The following is a 22,761-nucleotide window of genomic DNA, read 5'->3' as shown; positions in this document are numbered from 1 at the left end:
TTTACAGAGCAAAAATACAAAAACAGTTAATGATAACAAGCTTTTTTAATAAATCTAGACCATTATATTTTGCGCTTGTTTTTTTTATTGCGCTTTTAGCTTTTATTACAGCTAGGGCAAATACCGTAAATGGAGGTTTATCGTTTGATTTTATATTAAAACAAAGTGTTTTACTTTTTCTAATTTTTGCATCTATTTTACTTCTAAATTTTATTGTAAATAAGAACAGCTTAACCAATAAGAATAACTATGAAATCTTGTTATTTAGTCTGTTTTTGTTGTTTATAACACAAACCACAAGTAGCTCAAACGTATTAATATCTAATTTTTTTATGTTACTAGGGTTAAGAAGAGTAGTGAGTTTACGCTCTCCAAAAAACACAAAGAAAAAGCTTTTTGATGCTGCTTTTTGGATTGCCATTGCAGCATTATTTTATTTCTGGTCTATTTTATTTTTTGTTTTAATCATTTTGTCTCTGGTTTTATATACAGATAATAACATAAGGCATTGGATAATTCCTTTCTTGAGTGTTATAACTGTTTTTGTAATTTCCTGTGCAGCTTCAATCGTTTTTTATGATAGTTTTTTTGGAGTATTTAATCTCTCACCAGGAATAAGTTACGATTTTAGCAATTATAATTCTTTTCAATATTTAATTGCCATTACTGTGCTGTTATCATTTGGTGCATGGTCTTCAATATTTTATTTACAGAATATCAAAAAGAAGAAAAAAGCATTCAGAGTATCGTTTAAAATCATCATTTTAGCTGCAGTTATAGCCTTTTTTATAGTGATACAAGCGCCTCAGAAAAACGGAAGTGAATTTTTATTTTTATTTGCACCATTGGCTATTATCATCGCCAATTATATTGATATTATTCAAGAAAAGTGGTTTAAAGAAATCTTTTTAGCCGTTATAATTGTATTACCGTTTATTTTATTATTGTTGTAGTTTTTTTCCAAAAGCTAAATCACCAGCATCTCCAAGCCCAGGAACAATATAGCCTTTATCGTTTAGGGTTTTATCAATAGCAGCAATCCATAAATTTGTATTAACATCAAAATGTTGTTCTACAAAATTAACACCATCTTGAGCGCCAATAACACTAACTAAATGAATCTCTTTAGGCGTTCCAAAAGGTTTTAAAGCTTCAAAAGTAGCTAACATAGATTGTCCCGTTGCTAACATGGGGTCTGCCAAAATAAGTGTTTTACCTTCTAGATTCGGACAAGCTAAATACTCTACAATAATTTCAAAACTCTCAAGGCTGTGTTTATGGTGTCTGTAAGCAGAAATAAAGGCGTTTTCTGCAGTATCAAAATAATTTAGTAATCCATTATGTAACGGAACTCCAGCTCTTAAAATAGAGCAGAGAACAATATCATTTTCAGGTAAATTAATTTTTGAAGTCCCTAAAGGGGTTTTAATCGATTCAGAGTTATAACTCAAATTCTTACTCATTTCATAGCCTAATATTTCACCTATACGTTCAATATTTCTTCTAAATCTCATTCTATCTTTTTGAAGATCAACACTTCTTATTTCAGATAAGAAATTGTTCAATATAGAATTTTGAAGAGATAAATTATGAATAACCATACGCCTAAAACTAAATTATGAATAGTAAAGTTAATGAAACCCATTTACAAATTTGTCTTTAATCATTTTTGAAGTTTTCTGATGCTAAAGATTCTTGTATATTTTACGTAGTTTTGTACTTTATAATCCAATTTATATGTTCACAGAAAAAGCCAACAAGATTTTTCAAGATGTTATTGAAAAATACCACATAATTAATACCGTAGATCAGCCTTTTGAAAACCCATATTCAAAAAGTGATTTATTAGAACATTTGTTATACAGAAAATGCTGGATTGATACCGTACAATGGCATTATGAAGATATTATTCGCGACCCGCAAATAGATCCTGTTGCAGCTTTAACTTTAAAACGTCAAATTGATGCTTCCAATCAAGATAGAACGGATATGGTGGAGTACATTGACAGTTATTTCCTTGAAAAATACAATGATGTTTCTGTAAAAGATAACGCTACAATTAATACCGAAAGTCCTGCTTGGGGCGTAGATAGATTATCTATTTTGGCTTTAAAAGTCTATCATATGAATGAGGAAGCAACTCGTAATGACGCTTCTGCGGAACATAAAGCAACTTGCCAGAAAAAATTAGATATTTTATTAGAGCAACGTGTTGATTTATCTACAGCAATTGATACCCTTTTAAGTGATATTGAAAATGGTGATAAATACATGAAAGTATACAAGCAAATGAAAATGTATAATGACGATGAATTAAACCCTGTTCTTCGTTCTCAAAAATAAAATTCCTGTGAAGGCAGGAATATCATCCTAAATATTGAGATGCCAAAACAAAAAAACATCTTAGTTATACGTCTTTCAGCAATGGGAGATGTAGCTATGACGGTTCCTGTTTTGCGCGCACTTACCAAACAGCATCCAGAACTTAAAATAACGGTTTTAACACGAGCTTTCTTTAGTCCTTTTTTTAGAGATTTAGAACATGTTGAGGTGTTTCCTGCAGATGTTAAAGGTGAGCATAAAGGTATTTTCGGACTTTATAAATTAGCAAGACAGCTTAATAAAAAGAAGTTTTATGTAATTGCAGATTTGCATAACGTACTTAGAAGTAAAATGCTCAAGAAATTTATTCGATGCAAGCGTTTTATTTCAATTGATAAAGGCAGAAAGGAAAAAAGGTTACTAACGTCAGGACAAATATTTAAGCAACTTAAAACAACGCATCAAAGGTATGCAGATGTGTTTAGGGGTTTAGGCTATGCTGTTGATTTATCAAAACCTAGTTTTCCTAAAAAGGTAGCGTTAAGCACTAAACTTCAAGAATTAGTAAATAATCATTCAAAAAAGTGTATTGGAATTGCACCATTTGCAGCTCACGAAGGAAAAATGTATCCTTTAAATTTGATGAAACAGGTTGTTGAAAAACTATCAGAAGACAATCAGGTTATTTTATTTGGAGGTGGTAAATATGAGTCTGAAATTTTAAATGAATTTGAAAACAGCTTTGATAATACCATCAATTTAGCAGGGAAATTATCGCTTGATGAAGAGATGGATGTTATTTCGAATTTAGACGTGATGTTGTCAATGGATTCAGGAAATGCTCATATTGCAGCCATGTTAGGCGTAAAAGTGATAACTATTTGGGGTGTTACGCATCCATTTGCTGGTTTTACACCTTTTAATCAACCGCAAGATTATGGTTTAATTGCAGATAGAGAAAAATTTCCGCTAGTACCAACTTCAATCTATGGTAATAAATATCCAGAAAATTATAAAGAAGCTTCGAGTAGTGTTGCTCCAGAAGTTGTGGTTGAAAAAATTAAATCTATAATTTAAAAGCCTTCTCAGGAATGACAATTAAACATCATCAAAATCAATTGCAATTGTAGGGCTAGTAGGGTGTGCTTGACAAGTTAAAATTAAACCTTCAGCAACTTCACTTTCTGTTAAAATATTATTTTGCCTCATAGTAGCACTCCCTTCAGTAACTTTTGCTAAACAGCTACTACATATACCTCCTTGACAAGAATATGGCGCATCCAAATCTTCGTCTAAGGCAGCTTCAAGAATCGTTTGTTTTTGAGACATATCAAAAGTTGTAGTTTCATCATCCACTGTAACAGAAATTTTAGTATTTCCAGATGCAACAACTTCTTCTTTTACTTCAGATGGTTTTGCAGCTTTAAAAAGCTCAAAATGTATGCGGTTTTCGTTAATATCATGTTCTGTTAAAACATCTTTAACAGTATGAATCATTGCTTCAGGTCCGCAAAGGTAAAAGGCATCAACCTCAATATGTTTGTGTTTGTTTTTCATTACATAATTAACCGTGCTTTTTTCAATTCTACCAAAAATAGAATCATCTTCATCCTGTTGGCTAAAAACGAATTGAATTGAAAAACGATCTTTATAGGCATGTTGCAGTTCCAGAAGTTCATTTAAAAACATGGTGTCTTTGGTTGTTTTATTTCCATAGACTAATATCACCTTGCTATGCACTTCTTCTTCTAAAGCACACTTAATAATGCTTAAAACTGGCGTTATACCACTTCCAGCAGCAAAAAGTGCAATGTTTTTAGTTTTAGAATCGTTTGGTTCAAAAGTAAAGCGACCTTTAGGTGGCGCAACTTCAATAGTATCTCCAGCTTTTAAGGTGTTATTGGCATAAGCAGAGAAAGTACCATCTTTCACCTCTTTTACAGCAACTTTAACTTCGCCACTTTTAGGAGATACACAAAGGGAATAATCCCGACGAATTTCATTACCATTTATTTCAGTTTTTAAAGTAATATACTGTCCTGCTTGAAAAGCAAAAATATCTTTAAGGTTTTCAGGAAGATTAAAAGCAATGCTAATGGCTTTTTCGGTTTCTCTTTTTATATTTTTTACTGAAAGTTTATGGAATGATGACATCTAGATTAATTTTTAACAAAAATAGTGAAGCCGATAAAAAAAAGTGTCTTATTTTCGATAAAAAGTAATACATAAAATTATTATGCATAAAAAAATTATGTATATATTTGATACTCGATGAAAAGCACAAACTTGTACAAAGGGAGTTTAGTCACCATCATTTTAAAGCTTTTAAACGAGAATGATAAAATGTATGGCTATGAAATAACTCAAAAAGTAAAAGAAATCACAAAAAACGAACTTCAGTTAACAGAAGGCGCCTTGTATCCTGCGCTTCATAAATTAGAAGCACAAGGCATGTTGCATGTTGAGATTTCTAAAGTTGGAAATAGAGTTCGTAAATATTATAGGCTAACTGAGGATGGTACAAAAGAAACTGTAGCTAAGCTTGCAGAGTTAGAAAGTTATATTAGAAATATGCGCGCTTTAGTAAATCCTAAATTCCGAGAAGGATAAAAAATAAAAATATTTTTAAAAGTGTAACAAATTAAAACTTTGCAACACTTACTTTTAAGAAAACTAAAACCACCAAAAATGATAAAACGATTTTTAAGTTTAGAATGGAAGGCTTTTTTTAGGTCAGCTAGTTTTGGAAAAAGTTTAGGTATCAAAATATTTATGGGTTTTTTAAGCCTGTATTTTATTGCTATGTTTTTAGGAATGGGACTAGGCTTGTATCCAGTACTAAAAAAAGTTTATCCAGATGGAGACCCACTTTTAATAGTAAACAGCTTTCTTTTTTTCTGGATTTTAGGCGATTTAGTATTCCGTTTTTTCTTTCAAAAACTGCCTGTAATGAGTGTGAAACCATTACTAACATTACCTGTTAAAAGGCGTAAAGTTGTCAATTATGTTCTAGGAAAATCAGCATTTTCATTTTTTAACTTCCTGCCTTTATTTGCTATCATTCCATTTGGAATAACCTTAATGGTTAAAGACTATCCGGTTACAAATGTTTTAGTTTGGATGCTAGCTTTAATTGTAGTTGTTTTAATAATAAATTTCTTCAACTTTATTATTGAAAGTTTTTCATCAGAAAAAGAATTGTCTTTTTTACCTATAATAGTTGTTGCTGGAGGTTTGTACGCTTTAAATCATTTCAATATCATTTCTTTTAATGAAATAGTAGGCGATGGTTTTAATGCCATTTATAATAATCCCTTATTAGTAGTAGTACCCATTTTAATTCTAGTAGTATGCTACATTTTTAATTTTAAATTATTAAGACAAAAATTGTTTTTAGACAGCGGATTGAAAACAAAAATTAAAGAAGTTAATGCTTCTAACTTAGAGTGGACAAAGAATTTTGGAGATATAGCGCCATTTATGCAACTCGATTTAAAACTGATTTGGCGTAATAAACGGACTAAATCTTCTGTTTGGATGGTCGCTATAGGTTTGCTTTACGGCTTGTTTTTCTATCCGCAACCTATATATCAAAATTTAGAATGGTTTTTTGTATTCATAGGCGTATTTTCAACAGGAATATTCTTAATTAACTTCGGACAGTTTATTCCTGCATGGGACAGTGGTTATTATAAACTACTAATGAGCCAGAATATTAAATACGAACAGTACTTAAAGTCTAAGTTTACTTTAATGGCTGTTAGTGTGTTGATTTTATTTGTTTTAGGAATTCCTTATGTATTCTTCGGATGGAAAATATTATTAGCCCATTTTGCAGCAGCTATTTATAACATTGGCGTTAATACCCATGTTATTTTACTTGGAGGCTCTTTTAATAGAAAAAAAATTGATTTGAGCCAAAAAGCAGCTTTTAATTATCAAGGTACTGGTGCGGTACAATGGTTAATTGGTATCCCATTATTGCTTTTACCAATGGGTTTATTCGCAGCATTTTACTTCTTAATAGGCTTTGAAATAGCATGTTTAGTTTTAATTATTCTTGGTGTAATAGGCATTGTATTCCATCAAAAATTAATGAAAACAATAACTCAGAAATATTTAGATTCAAAATATAAAATGATTGACGCGTTCGATCAGGATAACTAAAAAACAACATCATGATAACAACTTCTAATTTATCAAAAAAATACAGCGGAAACCAAGTTTTAAATATTGAAACTTTAGAGATACCTAAAGGACAAAGTTTTGGTTTAGTTGGGAATAATGGCGCTGGAAAAACGACATATTTTAGTCTGCTTTTAGATCTAATTCAGCCTACAACAGGTCACATTAATAGCCATGGAGTACAAGTGAATGAAAGTGAAGATTGGAAACCTTTTACATCAGCTTTTATAGACGAAAGCTTTTTAATAGGCTATTTAACTCCAGAAGAGTACTTCTATTTTATTGGAGAATTAAGAGGACAAAATAAAGCTGATGTTGATTCTCTTGTATCGCAATTTGAAGATTTTTTTCATGGCGAAATACTAGGGCAAAAAAAGTACTTACGAGACTTGAGTAAGGGAAACCAAAAGAAAGCAGGTATTGTAGCAGCACTTATTGGAAATCCAGAGGTCATTATTTTGGATGAGCCTTTTGCTAATCTAGATCCAACAACTCAGATAAGACTTAAAAATATTATTAAAGAGTTAGCTGAAAAACAAGGTGTTACGGTTTTAATTTCAAGTCATGATTTAATGCATGTTACTGATGTATGCGAGCGTATAGTTGTTTTAGAGAAAGGCGAAGTTGTTAAAGATTTAGCTACAAGTGCAGCAACTTTAAAGGAGTTAGAAGCGCATTTTGCCAACTAATCCTTTTATTTAAAAGTCATTGCATTTTTAGGTAAATACAAAAAGATGCTTATTTTTACGATTCTATATAATAATAACAAGAGATTTTAGTTATTATTTAGACTAAAAATACCAGCGTTTGAAAACACCTTTTAAAGCCATACTGCTACTTATCTTCTTAACTTTTCTAGCATTTAGTTGTTCAAGAAAAAAAGATAAATTTATAAACAGAAATTTTCATGCCGTAACTGCAGAGTTTAATGCGCTTTATAATGGCTATAATGCTCTAGAGCAAGGAAAACAAACCCTTAATGATGCTTATTTTGATAACTATTGGGAAGTATTACCGATAGAAAGGATGCAAATCTTTGAAGATATTGTACTTCCGGGGCAATCTAAAAACGAAAATTTTACTAGGGCAGAAGAGAAAGCTGCAAAGGCCATTCAAAAGCATAGTATGAATATTGATGGTAAAGAGAAAAATCCTCAAATGGATGAAGCTTATTTACTTCTTGGTAAAGCTAGATACTTTGATCAGCGTTTTGTACCAGCCTTAGAAGCGCTTAATTATATCCTTTATAAATATCCTGCAAGTGATAAAATAAATCAAGCCAAAGTATGGCGTGAAAAAGCAAATATTAGATTAGATAATAACGAGTTAGCTATTGAGAACTTAAAACGTCTTTTAAAACAAGAAGATATTGAAGGTCAAGATTTAGCTGATGCAACCTCTATACTAGCACAAGCGTATCTCAATCAAAAAATTATAGACACAGCCATAACGCAACTTGAAATTGCATCAAACGCAACAAAAAACAATGATGAACGTGGACGTTATCGTTTTATTCAAGGACAGTTATATAATAAGTTAGGGTACAAAGACAGCGCAAATATTGCTTTTGATAAAGTTATTGAACTTAACAGGAAGACGCCTAGAATCTATATGATTTCAGCCTATTTAGAGAAAGTTAAAAATTTCGATTTTGAAAACGGAAACAAACTAGAAGTAACAGAACTGTTAACCGAACTTGAAGAAAACAGAGAAAATCGTCCGTTTCTAGATAAAATTTATCATCAAATAGGAACCTACCATTTGCAAAATGGTTCAGATTCATTGGCTGTTGCGTATTATAATAAATCTTTAAGAACAGATTCAAGAGATAAATTACTTAAAGCTAAAAACTTTGAAACTTTAGGTGATATGAACTTTGATGCTTCTGTTTATGCTGAAGCTGGAGAATATTACGACAGTACAATGAGTAATTTGGTGATAAACTCAAAACCTTATCGTATAATAAAACGCAAACGAGATAATTTAAAAGATGTAATTTATTACGAATCTGTAGCTAAGGTAAATGATAGTATACTTAGGTTAGTGAATTTACCCGAAGCTGAAAAATTAGCTTATTTTGAATCTTTTGTAGAAGACCTAAAGGCAAAAGCTGAAGCTGAAAAAGAAAAACAAGAAGCTGCTGAGCGTAATAGTGGTTTAGCAACGGTTAACACTATTGGCTCTCAACCTAACAGAGTTGGACCTCAATCACAATCTAACACTTTTTATTTTTACAATCCTACCACAGTAGCTTTTGGTAAAAATGAGTTTGTAAAAAATTGGGGAGATAGAACTTTAGAAGATAACTGGAGATGGTCTAGTAAGGGCATTTCTAGTGGTGGAAATAATAACGCTACCATAGATATTGCTGCCTCTGCATCAGAAGAAGAACGTTTCGACCCTCAATTTTATATCTCTAAAATTCCTTCAACGGAAAAAGAAATAGATAGCATATCCAAAGATCGTAATTATGCCTATTACCAATTAGGATTAATTTATAAAGAGAAGTTTAAGGAATATGAACTAGCAAAAGGTAAATTTCAAAACCTTTTGAATAGTAATCCTGAAGAGCGATTAGTACTACCTTCAAAATATAACTTGTTTAAGATATATGAATTATTGGGTGAAAATGATGAAGCTTCTATTGCTAAAGATGAGATTATTGCTAAATATCCAGAATCAAGATATGCAACAATTTTAAAGAATCCTGAGTTAGTTACTAAAAGAGATGAAAACAGTCCTGAAAGCTTGTATGAAGCCCTATATATTCAGCATGAAAATCAAGAGTATTCAGATGTTATTTCAAAAAGTGAAGACTATATAAAAACGTTTGATGGCGAAACAATGGTTCCCAAATTCGAACTATTAAAGGCTACAGCTACAGGGCGCTTACATGGTTATGAAGCGTATAAGAAAGCAATTAATTATTTAGCAATTACTTATGCCAATACTCCTGAAGGAAAACAAGCTCAAAATATAGAATCAAATATACTACCTAGATTAATAAATAAAGATTTTGTAAAAGCATCCGATAGTATTAATGATAATTATAAAGTTATTTTTAAATTTGAAGAGCCTCAATCAGAAGCCATTGCAAGTTTTAAAGAAACTCTAGATACGGTTTTAAAAAATGTACGGTATTATAAGTTAGATACTTCTATTGATGTTTATAATCCAAATACCAAGTTTATCCTAGTTCATGGATTAAAAAATGAGCAAGTAGCAAAAACATTCGATCAGCTTTTAACAGAAGAAGATCAAAAGAAAATAAAAGCCCCCTATTTTGTAGCATCATCTACAAATTATCAAATCATTCAAATCCATAAAAATTTGGATGCCTATTTGAATATCGATAACAATTAAACTTAACCCCAAATTATTATGTTCTCTGAAAACAAAAAAGAAAAACAAATGACAGAAGGCACATCAAGTCAAAATATTATTGCTCAAGGCACTAAAATGGTTGGCGACGTAACAAGTCAAGGCGATTTAAGAATAGATGGTATTATTGAAGGAAATATTAAAACTTCAGGAAAAGTAGTTGTTGGTAAATCTGGATTAATAAAAGGTACATTAAATGGAACCGATGCTTATTTTGAAGGAAAATTTTCTGGTAAATTAGCCTTATCTGGCACATTAACTTTAAAATCATCAGCGCATATTGAAGGTGAGGTAGTTGCTGGTAAATTAGCTGTAGAGCCTGGAGCAACATTTAATGTTACATGTGTTATGAAAGGAACGGTAAAAGAAATGAACAACGGCAATGTCGCACAACCCCAACAACAAAGAAAACCAGAACCAGGGAAAACCGCTTAAAAATGTAGCAATATTGTCTGGTATAGCAATACAAATGGGTGTTACTATATACGTATTTGTTATGTTAGGTAAATGGTTAGATTCTAAATTTAATGATGGAAATAAATTGTTCATTATTATTGCAACACTTTTAGGAGTTGCCGTATCATTATACGTGGTTCTTAAGCAAGTTAATAGAATTAAATATTAATGAATAATCCTTTTTTTAGTTTTACAACAAAAGCTGTATCTCTTTTAGCTCTTGTTTTTGTGATACATTTAATCTCTTTAAATGCTTTAGATCTTCCCTTATTCGAAAACAAAATTGTACTATCTTACATTGTAAATCTTATTTTAGTAATTGTAATTTTCGGAATTCTGTACCTTTTAAAAGAAAAGTATAAAAGTCAATTAGGCTTTTTATTTTTAGCAGGTAGCTTTTTAAAGTTTGCTGTTTTTTTTATACTCTTTTATCCATATTATAAGCTTGATAACTCTATAACCAAGTTAGAGTTTACAGCTTTTTTTGTCCCTTATGTTATTGGCTTAATATTAGAATCTGTAAGCCTTAGCAAATGGTTAAATAAACTAGATTAGTACCAGACGTTTATTTACTAAAAAAGATAGAAAAAATAAAAATAAAAATAGTTTTGGGTTTTGATATAAAAACATACCTTTGCACCGATTTTTAAGCCACTATTATATAGAGTGATATGCGAAGAAAAATATCTTTAAAACCAATTACATTATTACTGCTTTTAATAACCTTCGTTTCTTATGCGAAAGAAGAAGGAACTCAAGGAGAACCTAAAAATGATAGAGCAGCGTTTGTAAAAGAGTATATACAACACCATTTAAAGGATTCTTATGACTTTGGTTTGTATTCATATACATCAGATGAAGGAGAGCATAAACATATAGGTTTCCCTTTACCAGTAATACTTTGGGATAATGGTTTAAAAGTATTTTCATCATCGAAATTTCATCATGGAGAAGAAGTGGCTGAGGTTGGTGGTAATTATTACAAAGTACACCATTCAAAAATTTATAAAGTTGATGGGCCAAATGAGCAGATTATTGAAGACGAGCACCATCACGCTACAAACGAAAAACCTTTAGATTTTTCTATAACTAAAAATGTTTCTCTAATCATTTTAGTTTTTGGTATCATGTTTTTTATGTTTAGCCGTATGGCAAAATCATATACAAAGAACAATGGTATGCCAAAAGGGATGGGACGTTTCTTAGAGCCTATTGTACTTTATGTTCGTGACGAAATTGCTCGACCTAATATTGGTGAAAAGCATTATAAGAGATATATGAGTTATTTGTTAACTGTATTTTTCTTTGTATGGATTGTTAATTTATTTGGTCTAACACCTATAGGTATGAATGTAACTAATAACATAGCAGTAACGTTATGTTTAGCGCTTATAACATACTTAATTACAACATTTTCAGGAAATAAAAACTACTGGAAGCACATATTTTGGATGCCAGGTGTACCAGTTCCAATGAAAATTATATTGGCACCAATTGAGTTATTGGGAACTATCATTAAACCATTTGCTTTAATGATTCGTTTGTACGCTAATATCACAGCTGGACACGTGGTGTTAATGAGTATAGTAGGAATGATATTTTTATTCCAAAATTGGATAGGGAGTTCTTTATCTTTCTTACTAGCGTTTGTATTGGCTATTTTAGAGTTGCTTGTTGCAGCTTTACAAGCATATATTTTTACAGTACTTTCAGCACTATACTTCGGTATGGCAGTTGAAGAACACGATGATCATCACTAATTTATTGATGATTTTTATAAATTGAATGTTTAATTAATTTAATATATATATTATGGAAATTCCAGCTATCGTAGGTGCAGGTTTAGTAGTAATTGGAGCAGGTATAGGAATTGGTAGAATCGGTGGTTCTGCTATGGAGGCTATCGCTCGTCAACCTGAAGCTACAGGAAAAATTCAAACGGCTATGCTTATTGCAGCAGCCTTAATTGAAGGTATTGGATTTGCTGCATTATTCGCAGTATAATACAAACAAGATACAGCTATAACGGTTGGTTATAGCTGTTCTTTTAGTTAAACATAAGTTTTTTAGAAATTTAAATTATTATGGGAAAATTATTCGAAGACTTTTCATTAGGATTGTTTTTTTGGCAAGCAGTGTTGTTTTTGGCATTGGTATTCTTATTAAGAAAATTTGCTTGGAAACCAATTTTAGATTCAGTTAATGACAGAGAAGAAGGTATTAAAAATGCATTAGATTCTGCTGAAAAAGCAAAATTAGAAATGCAAAACCTTCAAGCAGATAACGAGAAGTTATTAAAAGAAGCTAGAGCAGAGCGTGAAGCTATGTTAAAAGATGCTCGTGAGATGAAAAACAAAATGATTGAGGATGCAAAAGCTGAAGCTAGCGAAAGTGCTTCAAAGTTAGTAGCTCAAGCTCAAGCATCTATCGAATCTGAAAAGAAAGCTGCTATTGCAGAATTAAAATCTCAAGTAGCTAACTTATCAGTAGAAATAGCTGAAAAAGTAGTACGTACTGAATTATCTAACAAAGACAAGCAATTGCAATTGGTTGAAACTATGTTAGCTGAAAAATCTTTAAAATAAGATATAATGGCAGGAGCAAGAGCAGCAATACGTTACGCGAAAGCATTATTAAGTTTAGCATCAGATCAAAATGCAGCAGATACTGTAAATGAAGATATGAAGCTAATAGCTGATACTGTTGTGGACAACAAAGAGTTAAGTGATGCGCTTCAAAGTCCTGTAATTCCTTCTTCAGATAAAAAAGCAGTTTTATTAGAGGTATTTAAAAAATCTAATAAAACAACTTTAAGCTTAATAGATACTTTAATGGCTAATAATCGAATTGATATTTTAGGTCATGTGGCTTCAAAATATAATCAGTTATTTGATGAGTCTAAAGGTATCCAAATAGCAACAGTTACAACAGCTGTAGCGTTGTCAGCAGATTTAAAGAAGAAAGTTTTAGCAAAAGCTAAAGCACTTACAGGTAAAAATGTTGAGGTAGAAAACATAATAGATGAAAGCATTTTAGGTGGTTTCATTTTACGTATAGGAGATGTGCAATACAACGCAAGTGTTGCTAATCAACTAAATAAATTAAAACAAGAATTTACATTAAACTAAGATCTTTAAAAGGTCTAAATAAATAACTAAGATGGCAGAAGTAAAACCAGCTGAAATATCAGCAATCTTAAAAAAACAACTTTCAGGTTTTGAAGCAAGCGCTTCATTAGATGAAGTAGGAACTGTATTAACTGTAGGTGATGGTATCGTTCGTGCTTACGGATTATCTAACGCACAATATGGTGAGTTAGTAGAATTCGAAGGCGGATTAGAAGGTATTGTACTTAACCTTGAAGAAGATAATGTTGGTATTGTATTATTAGGAGGTTCATCTGGTGTAAAAGAAGGATCTACTGTAAAACGTACAGGACGTATTGCTTCTATCAATGTAGGTGAAGGTATTGTTGGTCGTGTGGTTGACACTTTAGGTAACCCTATTGATGGTAAAGGACCAATTTCTGGAAAAACTTACGAAATGCCACTAGAGCGTAAAGCACCTGGTGTTATCTTCCGTGAGCCAGTAACTGAACCATTACAAACAGGTATCAAATCTATTGATGCTATGATTCCTGTAGGTCGTGGACAACGTGAGTTGGTTATTGGTGACCGTCAAACCGGTAAAACAACAGTTTGTATTGATACCATCTTAAATCAAAAAGAATTTTACGATGCAGGCGAGCCTGTATATTGTATATATGTTGCTGTAGGTCAAAAAGCATCTACAGTAGCAAACATTGCTAAAGTATTAGAAGAAAAAGGCGCATTAGCTTATACAACTATTGTAGCAGCAAATGCATCTGATCCTGCTCCAATGCAAGTATACGCTCCTATGGCGGGTGCTGCAATTGGTGAGTATTTTAGAGATACTGGTCGTCCAGCATTAATCATTTATGATGATTTATCTAAACAAGCGGTAGCTTACCGTGAGGTATCTTTATTATTACGTCGTCCACCAGGACGTGAGGCGTACCCAGGTGACGTTTTCTACTTACACTCTCGTTTATTAGAGCGTTCTGCGAAAGTTATTAATGATGATGATATTGCTAAGGATATGAACGATTTACCAGATTCACTAAAACCATTAGTGAAAGGTGGAGGTTCTCTAACAGCTTTACCAATTATTGAAACACAAGCGGGTGACGTTTCTGCATATATTCCAACGAATGTAATTTCGATTACAGATGGGCAAATTTTCTTAGATGGAGATTTATTTAACTCTGGTGTACGTCCAGCAATTAACGTAGGTATTTCGGTATCTCGTGTTGGTGGTAACGCACAGATTAAATCAATGAAAAAAGTATCAGGTACGTTAAAATTAGATCAAGCACAATTCCGTGAGTTAGAAGCTTTCGCGAAGTTTGGTTCAGATTTAGATGCGGTTACTTTAAATGTAATTGAAAAAGGTAAACGTAACGTTGAGATTTTAAAACAAGCTCAAAATGATCCGTTTACAGTTGAAGATCAGGTAGCAATTATTTATGCTGGATCTAAAAACTTATTAAAAGACGTTCCTGTAAATAAAGTAAAAGAATTTGAAAGAGATTTCATTGAATTCTTAAACGCTAAACACAGAGGTATTTTAGATACTTTAAAAGCAGGAAAATTAACTGATGAAGTTACAGATACATTAACAACTGTAGCTAAAGATTTATCAGGTAAGTATTAAGCATAATTAATATTCCTTTGTAAAAGAGGGAATCTTTATTTCATATTTTAAAATATGGCTAACTTAAAAGAAATACGTAACAGAATATCATCAGTATCTTCTACGATGCAGATTACCAGTGCCATGAAAATGGTATCTGCTGCAAAGTTAAAGAAGGCTCAAGATGCTATTACAGCAATGCGTCCTTATGCGGATAAGTTAACTGAGCTTTTACAAAGTTTAAGTGCTACACTTGATGCAGATTCTGGAAGTGCATATTCTGAACAACGCGAGTTGAAAAAAGTATTGATTGTTCCGATAACTTCAAACAGAGGTTTAGCAGGTGCTTTTAATTCAAACATCATCAAAGAGGTTAACAGATTAGTTTCTGAAACGTATGCAAATCAAGAAGTATCTTATTTAACTATTGGTAAAAAAGCCAATGATGCGTTTAAAAAGACTAATAACGTTATCGATAATAAAAGTGAAGTCTATGATGATTTAACTTTTGATAATGTTGCTGAAATCGCTCAACTTTTAATGGATAAATTTGTTGCTGGTGAATTTGATAAAATTGAAATTGTATATAACAAATTCAAAAATGCTGCCACTCAAATTGTAATGACTGAGCAGTTTTTACCTATCGTTCCTGTTGAAGGAGAAGCTAATGCTAATGCAGATTATATTTTCGAACCATCGAAATTAGAAATCGTTGAAGAATTGATTCCTAAGTCTTTAAAAACACAATTATATAAAGGTATTAGAGATTCTTTTGCGTCTGAACATGGAGCACGTATGACGGCAATGCATAAAGCAACTGATAATGCAACTGAATTAAGAGATCAACTTAAATTAACATATAACAAAGCGCGTCAAGCAGCCATTACCAATGAAATCCTTGAGATTGTTGGTGGTGCAGAAGCTTTGAATAATTAATAAGTTCCTGTGAAGACAGGGGTCTCATTCAAAATATATAAACCTAACTTTAGCGAGTTAGGTTTTTTTGTTTTAAAAGCCCTATTTTTAGCATATCAAAAAACGCACTTTTGAGCGCATTTAAATCACTTTTCAAACAAACCTTTATTTATGGCTTAGCTACTGTACTACCCAGAATGCTAACCTTTTTACTTACACCACTCTATACAGAGGTAATGGCTGTTGGCGTTTACGGTAAAGTCTCTATTATATTTTCGTGGTTTGCTATATTTAATGTGATTTTGGCATACGGAATGGAGACGGCTTTTTTTCGTTTTTTTAATAAGGAGGATGACCAAGATAAAGTTGTTGGAACATCGACATTATCAATCATTTTCACATCACTTACCATATTTATTTTAGCGTTTGTTTTTAAAAATCAAATTGCTGAAGTTACTGATATAGAAGTAAAACATATTAATTTTGTGCTTTGGATTTTACTTTTAGATGCATTGGTCATAATCCCTTTTGCTTGGTTACGTGCTAAAGCAAAACCTATGAAATATGCGATTATAAAAATTACAAATGTCGCAATCAATATAGGGCTTAATTTATTTTTCTTTTTGCTCTTAACTGATTTGGCAAAACAAAATGATGTATTCGCGTCAATTTATAAGCCAGATTTTGAAATCAGTTATGTGCTTATTGCTAATCTCTTTGCAAGTGGTATTACACTTGTTTTAATGTTGTCGTTTTACGGAAAAATCAAATATGTATTCAATACCATACTATGGAAACAAATGTTGCGTTATGCGCTTCCTGTATTAGTGGCAGGTTTAGCTTATACAACTATTGAAACTTTTAATCGTATTTTACTAGATAGTAGTTTGTCGACTGCTGAAAACCCTGAAGATGAAGTTGGCATGTTTTCAGCATGCTATAAGTTGGCGTTATTTATGACGTTGTTTGCTACCGCTTTTCGTTTAGGGATAGAACCTTATTTTTTTAGTCATGCAAAAAGCAAAAATCCGCAGAAAAACTATGCTAGAATTTTAGAATATTTTGTTGTATTTGGCTCCGTTATTTTATTAACAGTTGTTGTGTTTTCAGATTTTATTAAAGTGATTATAATTCGAGATGAAGCCTTTTGGGAAGCTATGTGGATTGTGCCTATTATTCTTATTGCGAGTTTCTGTTTGGGTATTTATCACAACCTTTCTGTTTGGTATAAAATAACAGATCGTACCAAGTTTGGTGCTTATATTTCCGTTGTTGGAGCCATTATCACTTTAGTTCTAAATATATGGTTAATTCCAATTATAAGTTACAGAGGTTCAGCAATTGCAACTTTGGCTGCTTATGGTAGTATGGTATTGCTCTCGTATTATTTTGGAAGGAAATACTATCCCATACCTTATAATTTGAAGAAGATTGGATTGTATTTAACAATTTCAATAGCCTTTTCGTTAATCTATTTTTATCAGTTTAGAGCTAATTATTTTGTTGGGATAACGATGTTAATTGTATTTTTGAGCTTAGTGTATATATCTGAAAAAAAACAGATAAAAGAATTATTAAAAAGATAACATGGAAATTAAAATAATCAATAAATCCAATCATGATTTACCGCATTATGAGACATTAGCTTCGGCAGGAATGGATTTACGTGCTAATATATCAGAATCAAGAGTTTTAAAGCCTCTAGAACGCAGTATTGTAGGTACTGGTCTATTTATAGAGCTTCCAGTTGGCATTGAAGCCCAAGTACGTCCAAGAAGTGGATTAGCCGCTAAAAAAGGCATTACAGTGCTAAATGCTCCTGGAACTATTGATGCTGATTATAGAGGCGAAATAGGAGTGATTTTAGTAAATCTTTCAAATGAGGATTTTACTATAAATAACGGCGAGCGTATAGCTCAATTAGTTATTGCAAAACATGAACGTGCGGAATGGGTTCAAGTTGATGAATTATCTTCAACAGAAAGAGGTGAAGGAGGTTTTGGAAGTACAGGAACTAAGTAATGAATTACGATTAACGATTTTTGATATCAGAATTATAAAATATTAGTGAATTCGTGGCAAAACGAATAAACACACAAACGATTAATTAAAAAAATGAAAATAATAGTCCCAATGGCAGGCAGAGGATCTCGCCTTAGACCGCACAGTTTAACAGTACCAAAACCATTAATTCCTGTTGCAGGACAACCAATTGTTCACAGACTGGTAAAAGATATCGCCAAAGTTTTAAAACAACCCATTGATGAAATTGCTTTTGTTTTAGGTGATCCAGCGTGGTTTGGAGACGAGGTGGTTTCAAGTTTAGAAAAATTGGCTACTGATTTAGGTGCAAAAGCATCAATTTATAGGCAAGATAAACCGCTTGGAACTGGTCATGCTATTATGTGTGCAAAACCATCTTTATCAGGACCAGCAGTAATTGCTTATGCAGACACCTTGATTAGAGCTGAATTTGATTTAGACCCAACGGCAGATAGCGTTATTTGGACAAAACAAGTTGAGAACCCTGAAGCTTATGGTGTGGTTAAGTTAAATGACAATGATGAAATAATAGAGTTAGTTGAAAAACCAGAAGCATTTGTTTCAGACCAAGCGGTGATTGGTATTTACTATTTTAAAGATGTAGCGGTTTTAAAAGGAAAGCTTCAAGGAATCTTGGATGAAAATATTATGAATGGTGGCGAATACCAAATTAATGATGGTATTAAGCGTATGATGGCTGATGGTAAAGTGTTTAAAACAGGAACGGTTGACGAATGGATGGACTGTGGAAATAAAGCCATAACTATTGAAACCAACCAACGTATGTTAGGTTTTTTAAAAGCTGATGGCGAGGAGCAATTAGTAGCATCTTCGGCTAAATTGGATAATGCCAACATTATTGAACCTTGTTTTATTGGTGAAAATGTGGTGTTGAAAAACACAACTATTGGTCCGTTTGTTTCTGTTGGAAATGGTACGGTTATTGAAAACTCTACAGTTAAAAATAGCTTAATTCAGACGAATACAAGCATTAAAAATGCTAATTTAGACAATGCTATGATTGGTAATAACGTTAAGTACAACGGTGAGTTTACTAGCATAAGTATAGGTGATTATTCTGTATTAGAATAAAATTCCTTTTGAAAAAAGGAATCTCTAAGCTGATAAAATAAAGCCAGATGCAAGCCTAATGTTTGAGGATGGTTGCGTTAGGGATTGAACGGCATGTTTGAAATCCCCGACGCAGGAGGGATTGAGTAGTGAAAGCCCGACCCCTTGTGGGTAACGCCCAAAACAATATGTAATGAAAAGATTAATTTACATACTTTTTTTCTTTGGAATAATTGCTATTCCACAGATAAACCATGCCCAAGTAGATTTTAATAAAACACCTGATGACGATTTAGGAGATAATGAAGATCGATTCCAAGAGTTATTCTACGAAGCTTTAAAACAAAAAGGTATTGAGAATTATGATAGAGCTGCGGAGGCTTTGCAGAAGTGTATTGACATTGATAATTCTGTGCCTGTTTTGTATTTTGAATTGGGTAAAAGTTATAATAAGCTTAAAAATTTTGGATCTGCAGAAGAGGCTTTAAAAAAAGCAGTTGATAAAGACCCTGATAACGAGTGGTTTTTAGACGAGCTTTATGGGTTTTATGCGTCTCAGAATGAAACGGATAAAGCCATAAAAACGGTTAAGCAACTGGTTAGATTTCATCCAGACTACAAAGAAGATTTAGCAGCACTTTATGTAAAAACCAAAAAGTATGATGATGCTTTGGAGATTTTAGACACTTTGGATGCTGAGTTTGGAGTTTCTGTAAGTAGAGACATTTTGAGGAACCGTATTTATGAGGCTACAGGACGAAAGAATGACCAAATAAAGAATTTAGAAAGTCGCGTTGAAAATAATCCTGAAAAAGAATCGAATTATTTGGCGCTTATTTTTAGATACAGTGAAAATAATGAAAAGGATAAGGCTTTTGAAACCGCAAAAGAGCTTTTAAAAATTAATCCTAATTCACAAATTGTACATTTGGCATTGTATAAGTTTTATTTGGATGATAATGAAGCAGAAAAGGCTATTGAATCTATGAAAATTGTGGTTAAAAGTACCGAAATTAAGCCTGAAGCAAAGGTAAAAGTACTTTCAGATTTTGTAAAGTTTGTTAAAGAACATCCAGAGTATGAAACTGATTTAGTAGAAGCTACAGCTATGGTTAGTGATTCAAACGATAGTAAATCGGTTGAAGAATTGGGACAATATTATTTGGCTAAAAATGATAAAGTAAAGGCTTTGGAAAATTTTGAGGCTGCTTTAAAATTAGAACCTAATAATTTTGGGGTTTTACGGAATGTGATGCTGCTTTATTTAGATTTAAAAAAGTATGATTTAGCAAAAGAAAAGAGTTTTGAAGCTCTTGAATTATTTCCATCACAACCTGTTTTATATTTAATAAACGGAGTTGCTTTAAATGAGTTAAATGAACCTAAAGAGGCTTTAGAATCACTTGAAACCGGTCTTGATTATATTATTGATGACACCAAAATGGAAGCTGATTTTTATAACCAATTAAGTAGAGCCTATACCTTGTTAAACAATACTACCAAAGCAAAAACGTTTAGTGATAAGGCAAAACAAATACAATCCCCAAATTGATGCGTATATATTCGAAAATTATTTTAGGCGTATTTGCTATTTTATTGTTTAATTGCAAATCTGCAAAAACAATACCTAATGGCGAAACTAATTTCAATTTATCAACTAGACAATTGATAAAAGAAAATGCTAAAAAAGCAGCCGATTTTAAAACACTACAATCTAGACTTAAAATAACCTACTCTCAAAAAGGAAAGTCGCAAACACATACTGTTAGCTTTCGTGCTAAAAAGGATGAGGCTTTGTGGATAAGTGCTACATTTTCTGTTATTAGAGCTTTGGTAACTCCCGAAAAAGTGAGTTTTTATAATAAGTTAGATAAAACCTATTTTGATGGCGATTATAAATATTTGAGCGATTTATTAGGAACAGAATTAGATTTTGAAAAGGTTCAAAATTTATTATTAGGCGAAACAATTTATAAGATGAATACTGGTGATTACAAAGCTTCAGTTGATGATGAGTCGTATATAGTTCAGCCAAAAAATCAGCGTGATTTATTTGAAATATTCTTTTTATTAAACCCATCTAATTTTAAAGTAAAATCCCAACAAATATCACAACCTAAAGAATATAGACATTTGCAGATTGATTATTTATCCTATCAAGATGTTGAAAAACAAATTATCCCAGAACTTATAAAAGTGATTGCTGTTGAAGCTAGTGAGGAAATGATTGTTGAATTAGAAATGAAGAATGTGTCTTTGAATGAAGAGCTAAGATTTCCATTTAAAATACCATCTGGATTTAAAGAAATAGAGCTTTAATGAAAGTAAGGCAACTGACATATAAATTATTTTTTATTCTTGGGTTTTTACTTGTTTCAAGTTTGGGTTTTTCACAAAGTGATAAACAAAAACAATTGGAATCTCGACGACAAGAATTGCGAAGAGAAATCCAAAAGATTAATGAGCTTAGGAATGAAAATAAATCCAAAGCAAAATCTGAACTGTCTTTAATTGAAGACTTTAATTATAAGATTAATGTACTTTCAAATTTAATAAAAGTAACTAATCAACAAGCTAATTTGTTAACCCGAGAAATTAGTTCTAATCAAAATAAAATTTCAGATTTAAGAGATGAATTAAAGCAATTAAAGGACGATTATGCTGCAATGATAGTAAAGTCTTATAAGAGTAAAAATCAGCAAAGTCGTATTATGTTTTTGCTGTCTTCAGACGATTTTAAACAAGCGTATAAGCGCTTGCAGTACATAAAGCAATATTCAGACCACCAGAAGCAACAAGGTGAGATTATAAAGGCTAAAGCCATTGAGTTACAAGAAACCAATGTACGCTTATTAAAACAGCAAGAAGATAAAAAGAAATTGATTGCTGAAAACAGAGTGGTTCAAAAATCTTTAGAAGCAGAGCGTAAGCAGCATCAAACTTTAATGGCATCAATTAATAAAAATTTATCTAGATATGCATCTCAAATAAGACAAAAACAACGCGAAGCGAATAGAATTGATAAAGAAATAGATAAAATTATAAAAGCTGCTATTGTAAAATCTAATAAAAAGGCCGGTAAAACTACGAGTTCTAAATCGTTTGCTTTAACTGCTGAAGAAGCGGTTTTAGCATCTAATTTTATATCAAATAAAGGGAAATTACCTTGGCCTGTTGAAAAAGGCTTTGTGCGTTTAGGTTATGGGACACAACCCCACCCCATTGATAGATCGTTAAAGATACAAAGCAATGGTGTGCGTATTGCTACCGAAAAAGGGGCTAAAGCTAGAGCTGTTTTTGATGGAGAAGTAAGTGAAATTTTGAAGATGAAAAACGTTAACCCTATTGTAATGATTCGTCATGGAAATTACTTAACAGTATACAGAAACTTGTCTCAGGTGTACGTAAAAAAAGGAGACAAAGTAAAAACAAAACAAGCTATTGGTGAGGTTTTTACTAATCCTTCAAATGGTGAGACTATTTTGAGGTTTACTTTATCTAAAGGGACTGCTACTGAGAATCCTGCTAGTTGGATTTATAAAATGTGATACGAAGTGTCATCCTGAACTTGTTTCAGGATCTTATTATTTCAAACTAAAATTATCGTTTGAAGTTCTTTACTTGCGTTAGGGATTGAGGCATTTGTTGAAGCTCCCCGATCCCGATAGCTATCGG

24 protein-coding genes are annotated in these 22,761 nt (G+C 32.0%); 22 read left to right on the top strand and 2 right to left on the bottom strand.

Going from position 1 to position 22,761, the window contains the following annotated elements:
- The first annotated feature begins 29 nt into the window (after positions 1-29).
- Positions 30-953, top strand: coding sequence for a DUF6427 family protein (locus DIS18_RS04755; RefSeq protein WP_109351871.1), 924 nt, complete (start codon positions 30-32; stop codon positions 951-953).
- Here the strand turns inward: DIS18_RS04755 and upp are convergent.
- Positions 942-1,601 (bottom strand): uracil phosphoribosyltransferase, encoded by a 660-nt coding sequence (upp, locus tag DIS18_RS04750; protein WP_109351870.1) that lies wholly within the window; start codon positions 1,599-1,601, stop codon positions 942-944. The two genes, DIS18_RS04755 and upp, sit on opposite strands and share 12 nt — an antisense overlap.
- 136 nt (positions 1,602-1,737) lie before the next feature.
- Between upp and DIS18_RS04745 the strand changes: the two genes are divergently transcribed.
- Positions 1,738-2,343, top strand: coding sequence for a DUF4254 domain-containing protein (locus tag DIS18_RS04745; protein ID WP_109351869.1), 606 nt, complete (start codon positions 1,738-1,740; stop codon positions 2,341-2,343).
- Between the two features lie 39 nt (positions 2,344-2,382).
- Entirely contained in the window at positions 2,383-3,399 is a 1,017-nt protein-coding gene (locus tag DIS18_RS04740; protein ID WP_245925572.1) for a glycosyltransferase family 9 protein, read from the top strand.
- Positions 3,400-3,420: 21 nt separating this feature from the next.
- Here DIS18_RS04740 and DIS18_RS04735 read toward each other — a convergent pair whose 3' ends face one another.
- The gene (locus DIS18_RS04735; protein ID WP_109351868.1) at positions 3,421-4,476 is read right to left on the bottom strand and encodes a ferredoxin--NADP reductase; all 1,056 of its coding nucleotides are present in this window, start codon (positions 4,474-4,476) and stop codon (positions 3,421-3,423) included.
- A 117-nt stretch (positions 4,477-4,593) separates the two neighbouring features.
- Between DIS18_RS04735 and DIS18_RS04730 the strand changes: the two genes are divergently transcribed.
- The 19 genes from DIS18_RS04730 to DIS18_RS04640 all read left to right on the top strand — a co-directional run bounded on the left by DIS18_RS04730 (position 4,594) and on the right by DIS18_RS04640 (position 22,634).
- Complete coding sequence (locus DIS18_RS04730) at positions 4,594-4,932, top strand: PadR family transcriptional regulator (protein ID WP_109351867.1); 339 nt, start codon at positions 4,594-4,596, stop codon at positions 4,930-4,932.
- 78 nt (positions 4,933-5,010) lie between these two features.
- Positions 5,011-6,489: a DUF5687 family protein gene (locus tag DIS18_RS04725; RefSeq protein WP_109351866.1), complete on the top strand. Its 1,479-nt coding sequence runs from the start codon at positions 5,011-5,013 to the stop codon at positions 6,487-6,489.
- An 11-nt stretch (positions 6,490-6,500) separates the two neighbouring features.
- Positions 6,501-7,196, top strand: a complete 696-nt coding sequence (locus tag DIS18_RS04720; protein WP_109351865.1) for an ABC transporter ATP-binding protein — start codon at positions 6,501-6,503, stop codon at positions 7,194-7,196.
- Positions 7,197-7,314: 118 nt separating this feature from the next.
- Positions 7,315-9,870: a type IX secretion system periplasmic lipoprotein PorW/SprE gene (porW, locus tag DIS18_RS04715; protein ID WP_109351864.1), complete on the top strand. Its 2,556-nt coding sequence runs from the start codon at positions 7,315-7,317 to the stop codon at positions 9,868-9,870.
- Between the two features lie 18 nt (positions 9,871-9,888).
- Entirely contained in the window at positions 9,889-10,323 is a 435-nt protein-coding gene (locus DIS18_RS04710) for a bactofilin family protein (RefSeq protein ID WP_109351863.1), read from the top strand.
- Between the two features lie 13 nt (positions 10,324-10,336).
- On the top strand, positions 10,337-10,513 hold the full coding sequence (locus DIS18_RS04705) for an AtpZ/AtpI family protein (RefSeq protein WP_245925571.1): 177 nt from the start codon (positions 10,337-10,339) through the stop codon (positions 10,511-10,513).
- Positions 10,513-10,899 (top strand): DUF6168 family protein, encoded by a 387-nt coding sequence (locus DIS18_RS04700; protein WP_109351861.1) that lies wholly within the window; start codon positions 10,513-10,515, stop codon positions 10,897-10,899. The genes DIS18_RS04705 and DIS18_RS04700 overlap by 1 nt, the downstream gene beginning before the upstream one ends.
- 116 nt (positions 10,900-11,015) lie before the next feature.
- Entirely contained in the window at positions 11,016-12,104 is a 1,089-nt protein-coding gene (atpB, locus tag DIS18_RS04695; RefSeq protein ID WP_109351860.1) for a F0F1 ATP synthase subunit A, read from the top strand.
- 52 nt (positions 12,105-12,156) lie between these two features.
- Positions 12,157-12,348 carry an ATP synthase F0 subunit C gene (atpE, locus tag DIS18_RS04690; RefSeq protein ID WP_102756010.1) on the top strand — a complete coding sequence of 64 codons (192 nt, stop codon included), beginning with the start codon at positions 12,157-12,159 and terminating at the stop codon, positions 12,346-12,348.
- A gap of 80 nt (positions 12,349-12,428) precedes the next feature.
- Positions 12,429-12,929: a F0F1 ATP synthase subunit B gene (locus tag DIS18_RS04685; protein ID WP_109351859.1), complete on the top strand. Its 501-nt coding sequence runs from the start codon at positions 12,429-12,431 to the stop codon at positions 12,927-12,929.
- Positions 12,930-12,935: 6 nt separating this feature from the next.
- Positions 12,936-13,472 carry an ATP synthase F1 subunit delta gene (gene atpH / locus DIS18_RS04680; protein WP_109351858.1) on the top strand — a complete coding sequence of 179 codons (537 nt, stop codon included), beginning with the start codon at positions 12,936-12,938 and terminating at the stop codon, positions 13,470-13,472.
- A gap of 31 nt (positions 13,473-13,503) precedes the next feature.
- Positions 13,504-15,078 carry a F0F1 ATP synthase subunit alpha gene (gene atpA, locus DIS18_RS04675; protein ID WP_109351857.1) on the top strand — a complete coding sequence of 525 codons (1,575 nt, stop codon included), beginning with the start codon at positions 13,504-13,506 and terminating at the stop codon, positions 15,076-15,078.
- A gap of 54 nt (positions 15,079-15,132) precedes the next feature.
- A complete protein-coding gene (atpG, locus tag DIS18_RS04670; RefSeq protein WP_109351856.1) occupies positions 15,133-15,993 on the top strand; it encodes an ATP synthase F1 subunit gamma in 861 nt (286 codons plus the stop codon).
- Positions 15,994-16,103: 110 nt separating this feature from the next.
- The gene (locus tag DIS18_RS04665) at positions 16,104-17,558 is read left to right on the top strand and encodes a lipopolysaccharide biosynthesis protein (protein WP_109351855.1); all 1,455 of its coding nucleotides are present in this window, start codon (positions 16,104-16,106) and stop codon (positions 17,556-17,558) included.
- A gap of 1 nt (position 17,559) precedes the next feature.
- A complete protein-coding gene (gene dut, locus DIS18_RS04660) occupies positions 17,560-17,994 on the top strand; it encodes a dUTP diphosphatase (RefSeq protein WP_109351854.1) in 435 nt (144 codons plus the stop codon).
- 93 nt (positions 17,995-18,087) lie between these two features.
- Positions 18,088-19,107 (top strand): sugar phosphate nucleotidyltransferase, encoded by a 1,020-nt coding sequence (locus DIS18_RS04655; protein WP_109351853.1) that lies wholly within the window; start codon positions 18,088-18,090, stop codon positions 19,105-19,107.
- 172 nt (positions 19,108-19,279) lie between these two features.
- Positions 19,280-20,638: a tetratricopeptide repeat protein gene (locus tag DIS18_RS04650; RefSeq protein WP_109351852.1), complete on the top strand. Its 1,359-nt coding sequence runs from the start codon at positions 19,280-19,282 to the stop codon at positions 20,636-20,638.
- Positions 20,638-21,405 carry a lipoprotein insertase outer membrane protein LolB1 gene (gene lolB1, locus DIS18_RS04645; protein WP_109351851.1) on the top strand — a complete coding sequence of 256 codons (768 nt, stop codon included), beginning with the start codon at positions 20,638-20,640 and terminating at the stop codon, positions 21,403-21,405. The genes DIS18_RS04650 and lolB1 overlap by 1 nt, the downstream gene beginning before the upstream one ends.
- Positions 21,405-22,634, top strand: a complete 1,230-nt coding sequence (locus DIS18_RS04640) for a murein hydrolase activator EnvC family protein (protein WP_109351850.1) — start codon at positions 21,405-21,407, stop codon at positions 22,632-22,634. The genes lolB1 and DIS18_RS04640 overlap by 1 nt, the downstream gene beginning before the upstream one ends.
- Positions 22,635-22,761 lie beyond the last annotated feature (127 nt).

Origin of the sequence: Algibacter marinivivus, from assembly GCF_003143755.1 — a bacterium.
Lineage (GTDB): Bacteria > Bacteroidota > Bacteroidia > Flavobacteriales > Flavobacteriaceae > Algibacter_B > Algibacter_B marinivivus.
Note: the sequence above shows the minus strand (reverse complement) of the source record. Positions and strands in the feature narration are given on the sequence as shown.

What these genes read in the sequence shown, in the direction of transcription:
- DIS18_RS04725 (WP_109351866.1), top strand. Translation starts at nt 5,011, where the DNA reads ATGATAAAACGATTTTTAAGTTTAGAATGGAAGGCTTTTTTTAGGTCA.
- dut (WP_109351854.1), top strand. Translation starts at nt 17,560, where the DNA reads ATGGAAATTAAAATAATCAATAAATCCAATCATGATTTACCGCATTAT.
- DIS18_RS04655 (WP_109351853.1), top strand. Translation starts at nt 18,088, where the DNA reads ATGAAAATAATAGTCCCAATGGCAGGCAGAGGATCTCGCCTTAGACCG.
- DIS18_RS04730 (WP_109351867.1), top strand. Translation starts at nt 4,594, where the DNA reads ATGAAAAGCACAAACTTGTACAAAGGGAGTTTAGTCACCATCATTTTA.
- DIS18_RS04700 (WP_109351861.1), top strand. Translation starts at nt 10,513, where the DNA reads ATGAATAATCCTTTTTTTAGTTTTACAACAAAAGCTGTATCTCTTTTA.
- atpG (WP_109351856.1), top strand. Translation starts at nt 15,133, where the DNA reads ATGGCTAACTTAAAAGAAATACGTAACAGAATATCATCAGTATCTTCT.
- DIS18_RS04710 (WP_109351863.1), top strand. Translation starts at nt 9,889, where the DNA reads ATGTTCTCTGAAAACAAAAAAGAAAAACAAATGACAGAAGGCACATCA.
- DIS18_RS04640 (WP_109351850.1), top strand. Translation starts at nt 21,405, where the DNA reads ATGAAAGTAAGGCAACTGACATATAAATTATTTTTTATTCTTGGGTTT.
- atpH (WP_109351858.1), top strand. Translation starts at nt 12,936, where the DNA reads ATGGCAGGAGCAAGAGCAGCAATACGTTACGCGAAAGCATTATTAAGT.
- atpB (WP_109351860.1), top strand. Translation starts at nt 11,016, where the DNA reads ATGCGAAGAAAAATATCTTTAAAACCAATTACATTATTACTGCTTTTA.
- DIS18_RS04735 (WP_109351868.1), bottom strand. Translation starts at nt 4,476, where the DNA reads ATGTCATCATTCCATAAACTTTCAGTAAAAAATATAAAAAGAGAAACC.
- DIS18_RS04685 (WP_109351859.1), top strand. Translation starts at nt 12,429, where the DNA reads ATGGGAAAATTATTCGAAGACTTTTCATTAGGATTGTTTTTTTGGCAA.
- atpE (WP_102756010.1), top strand. Translation starts at nt 12,157, where the DNA reads ATGGAAATTCCAGCTATCGTAGGTGCAGGTTTAGTAGTAATTGGAGCA.
- DIS18_RS04650 (WP_109351852.1), top strand. Translation starts at nt 19,280, where the DNA reads ATGAAAAGATTAATTTACATACTTTTTTTCTTTGGAATAATTGCTATT.
- DIS18_RS04755 (WP_109351871.1), top strand. Translation starts at nt 30, where the DNA reads ATGATAACAAGCTTTTTTAATAAATCTAGACCATTATATTTTGCGCTT.
- atpA (WP_109351857.1), top strand. Translation starts at nt 13,504, where the DNA reads ATGGCAGAAGTAAAACCAGCTGAAATATCAGCAATCTTAAAAAAACAA.
- lolB1 (WP_109351851.1), top strand. Translation starts at nt 20,638, where the DNA reads ATGCGTATATATTCGAAAATTATTTTAGGCGTATTTGCTATTTTATTG.
- DIS18_RS04720 (WP_109351865.1), top strand. Translation starts at nt 6,501, where the DNA reads ATGATAACAACTTCTAATTTATCAAAAAAATACAGCGGAAACCAAGTT.
- upp (WP_109351870.1), bottom strand. Translation starts at nt 1,601, where the DNA reads ATGGTTATTCATAATTTATCTCTTCAAAATTCTATATTGAACAATTTC.
- DIS18_RS04745 (WP_109351869.1), top strand. Translation starts at nt 1,738, where the DNA reads ATGTTCACAGAAAAAGCCAACAAGATTTTTCAAGATGTTATTGAAAAA.
- DIS18_RS04740 (WP_245925572.1), top strand. Translation starts at nt 2,383, where the DNA reads ATGCCAAAACAAAAAAACATCTTAGTTATACGTCTTTCAGCAATGGGA.